The organism is Streptomyces sp. NPDC059524 (assembly GCF_042749255.1).
Lineage (GTDB): Bacteria > Actinomycetota > Actinomycetes > Streptomycetales > Streptomycetaceae > Streptomyces > Streptomyces xanthii.
Genome location: NZ_JBHYTK010000011.1, coordinates 70,156 through 73,260, shown reverse-complemented (window position 1 = coordinate 73,260; position 3,105 = coordinate 70,156). Strand labels below are relative to the sequence as shown.

At 73.2% G+C, this 3,105-nt stretch carries 3 protein-coding genes; all 3 read left to right on the top strand.

All coding sequences use genetic code 11. The features are described 5' to 3' along the window. Nucleotides 1-156: 156 nt before the first annotated feature. The 3 genes from ACFW9D_RS05330 to ACFW9D_RS05320 all read left to right on the top strand — a co-directional run bounded on the left by ACFW9D_RS05330 (nucleotide 157) and on the right by ACFW9D_RS05320 (nucleotide 2,987). Nucleotides 157-1,692, top strand: a complete 1,536-nt coding sequence (locus tag ACFW9D_RS05330; protein WP_384618018.1) for an SDR family oxidoreductase — start codon at nucleotides 157-159, stop codon at nucleotides 1,690-1,692. 151 nt (nucleotides 1,693-1,843) lie between these two features. Next, nucleotides 1,844-2,479: a TetR/AcrR family transcriptional regulator gene (locus tag ACFW9D_RS05325; RefSeq protein WP_384618015.1), complete on the top strand. Its 636-nt coding sequence runs from the start codon at nucleotides 1,844-1,846 to the stop codon at nucleotides 2,477-2,479. 109 nt (nucleotides 2,480-2,588) lie between these two features. Beyond that, nucleotides 2,589-2,987, top strand: a complete 399-nt coding sequence (locus ACFW9D_RS05320) for a YrdB family protein (RefSeq protein ID WP_384618012.1) — start codon at nucleotides 2,589-2,591, stop codon at nucleotides 2,985-2,987. Nucleotides 2,988-3,105 lie beyond the last annotated feature (118 nt).

The window sequence follows — 3,105 nt, the reverse complement described above, 5'->3', positions numbered from 1 at the left end:
CGCCCCGCGCCGGGGCCCGACGGTCACCGGCGAGGGAGCGGCACGGGAGGCTCCCTCGTCGTCACCGCCGAGCGCGCCGTCGCTGACCGGACCGGACCGGACCGGTGCGCGACGACCAGCCGTACAGGCAGCCCGTGCGACCCGGAGGAGAGAGCGATGAGCGAGACCGCGAGCGGCACGCACCGGCACCAGGAGCCGCTGCACTGCCTCGTCACCGGAGCCTCCGGGTACATCGGCGGGCGCCTCGTTCCCGAACTGCTCGACGCGGGCCATCGCGTCCGGTGTCTGGTCCGCACACCCGCCAAACTCCGCGACCACCCCTGGGCCCCGCGGGTGGAGTCCGTACGCGGCGACGTCACCGACGCCGAGTCCGTCGGGGCCGCGCTGCGGGGTGTCGACGTCGCCTACTACCTCGTGCACGCCCTCGGCAGCGGGCCCGACTTCGAGGAGACCGACCGGCGCGCGGCCCGGATCTTCGCCGAGCAGGCGCACGCCGCCGGGGTGCGCAGGATCGTCTACCTCGGGGGACTCACCCCGCACGGCGTCCCCGAGCGATCCCTCTCGCCGCACCTGCGCTCCCGCGCGGAGGTCGGCCGGATCTTCCTCGACGCGCCTGTGCCCGCCGCCGTACTGCGCGCCGCCGTCGTGATCGGGTCCGGCTCGGCGTCCTTCGAGATGCTCCGCTACCTGACCGAACGCCTGCCCGTGATGGTCACTCCGAGCTGGGTGCACACCCGTACCCAGCCCATCGGTGTCCGCGATGTCCTGCGCTACCTCGTCGGTGCGGCAGGCCTGCCCGCCGACATCGACCGGGCCTTCGACATCGGCGGGCCCGACGTGCTCACGTACCGGGACATGATGCTCCGTTACGCCGCCGTCGCCGGGCTGCCGCGACGCCTCATCGTCCCCGTCCCGGTCCTCACGCCCCGGCTGTCCAGCCACTGGGTCGGACTCGTCACACCCGTCCCCGCCCCGATCGCGCGGCCGCTCACCGAATCGCTGCGGCACGAGGTGGTCTGCGACGAGCACGACATCGCCCGCTACGTCCCCGACCCGCCGGGGCATCCGCTGCCCTTCGACGAGGCGCTCTCCCTCGCGCTCCAGCGGGTCCGGGAGGCCCAGGTCGCCACCCGCTGGTCCTCGGCCGCGGTGCCCGGCGCCCCGAGCGACCCGCTGCCGACCGACCCGGACTGGGCCGGCGGCAGCCTGTACGAGGACGTACGCGAACTCCCCGTCGCCGCGAGCCCGGAGGCGCTCTGGCGGGTGATCGAGGGCATCGGCGGCGACAACGGCTGGTACTCCTTCCCGCTCGCCTGGGCCGTACGCGGCTGGCTCGACCGCTTCGTCGGCGGGGTCGGCCTGCGCCGCGGACGCCGCGACGCCGAGCGGCTGCGGGCCGGTGACTCCCTGGACTTCTGGCGCGTCGAGGAGATCGAACCCGTACGCCTCCTGCGGCTGCGCGCCGAGATGCGGCTGCCGGGCCTGGCCTGGCTCGAACTACGCGTCGACACCGACGAGCGCGGGCACACCCGGTACCGGCAGCGCGCCCTGTTCCACCCGCGCGGACTGCTCGGCCACGCCTACTGGTGGTCGGTCTCGCCGTTCCACGCCGTCGTGTTCGGAGGCATGGCACGCAACATCGCCCACGCCGCCACGGACGCCGCGCGCGGCGGACGCGAGGTCCGTCGCTGATCTGTACGCCCGGCATTTACGCTACGAGCGTTGCGTAAATCGCCGGGCGCTCCTACTCTGCATAACGAAACGGCAGTAGCGAAACGCCAGTTGCCCGGCCCGCGCTCCGCTGAGAGGACATGGGAGGGCCGGTCGAGGAGGAGGACCCCTCGTGACACCCCCCGCACGCAGAGGCCGCCCCCGCAGCGAGGACGCCGACGCGCGGATCCTGCAGGCCGCCCACGCGCTCCTGGTCGAGCGGGGCTACGACAGGTTCGCCATCGACGAGGTGGCCGGCCGTGCCGCCGTCGCCAAGACCACGTTGTACCGCAGGTGGCCCACGAAGGATCACCTGCTCGTCGCGCTCGTCGCCAAGCTCCAGGACGACGTGGAGGTCGCCGACACCGGAGACATCCGCCACGACCTGACCGTCTACCTCACCGCCATCGCGAGCGGGCTCGACGGGATGCGCCGCGTGGGCCGCGACGCGGGGGAGACGGACCGGTCGGCCGGGGTCGTCGCCGAACTGGTGGCGGCCGCCGCCCGGCATCCGGACGTGGGCGACGCGGTACGCGGAATGTTCGCCCGGCGCAACGCGCTGCCGCTCACCCTGCTCGACCACGCCCGAGCGCGAGGCGCGCTGCCCGCCGGCACCTCCTCCGAGGTGCTCTTCGACCAGCTGGCCGGCGCCCTCTACTACCGGCTTCTGGTCACCGGCCGACCGATCGGAGCCGACTACGTCGAGCAGCTGGTCGACCAGGTGCTGACAGGGACGACAGCGACCCCGACCCACCCGGAGAGGACCTGACCACCATGCCCGGCTCCGCCACAGACCGACGCCACTCCATACAGACCAGCTCAACGCCCGTCAGATGCGTCGTCGCACACCGCCCCCACCTGCCGGCCGAGGGCGTCCGATGACGGCCACGAGCACGACCACGCTGGCTTTCGCCGACAACGACGCCCTGCTCGCCGTCCGCTTCCTCCTCGAACTGACCTCTCTGGCCTGCTTCGGCATCTGGGCCTGGCGCCGGACACCGGCCCCGTGGCGCTGGATCCTCGTCATCGCGCTACCGGTCGCCGTGGGCTTGGCCTGGGGCACCTTCACCGTCCCGGACGACCCCTCGCGAGGTGATCCGGGTTCCGTCGACACCCCGGGCCCGCTGCGTCTGCTGCTCGAACTCGCCGTGTTCTTCGGCGCGGTGGCCGCACTGCACGGCGCGGGCCTGCGCCGCGCCGCCCGTTGGCTCCTGGTGGTCATGGTCGCCTACCAGCTCCTGGCCTACGACCGGATCGGCTGGCTGCTCAGCCACTGAGCCGTCTACCTGCGGACAGCTGTGGGGGGGGGGCCGCGGGGGGGGTGTGTTACCCCCCCCCCCCCACGCCCAGGGACTTGCTCTTCATCGTGAGCGTGGCCTCGGGGTTCTTGGAGAT

What these genes read in the sequence shown, in the direction of transcription:
- ACFW9D_RS05330 (WP_384618018.1), top strand. Translation starts at nt 157, where the DNA reads ATGAGCGAGACCGCGAGCGGCACGCACCGGCACCAGGAGCCGCTGCAC.
- ACFW9D_RS05320 (WP_384618012.1), top strand. Translation starts at nt 2,589, where the DNA reads ATGACGGCCACGAGCACGACCACGCTGGCTTTCGCCGACAACGACGCC.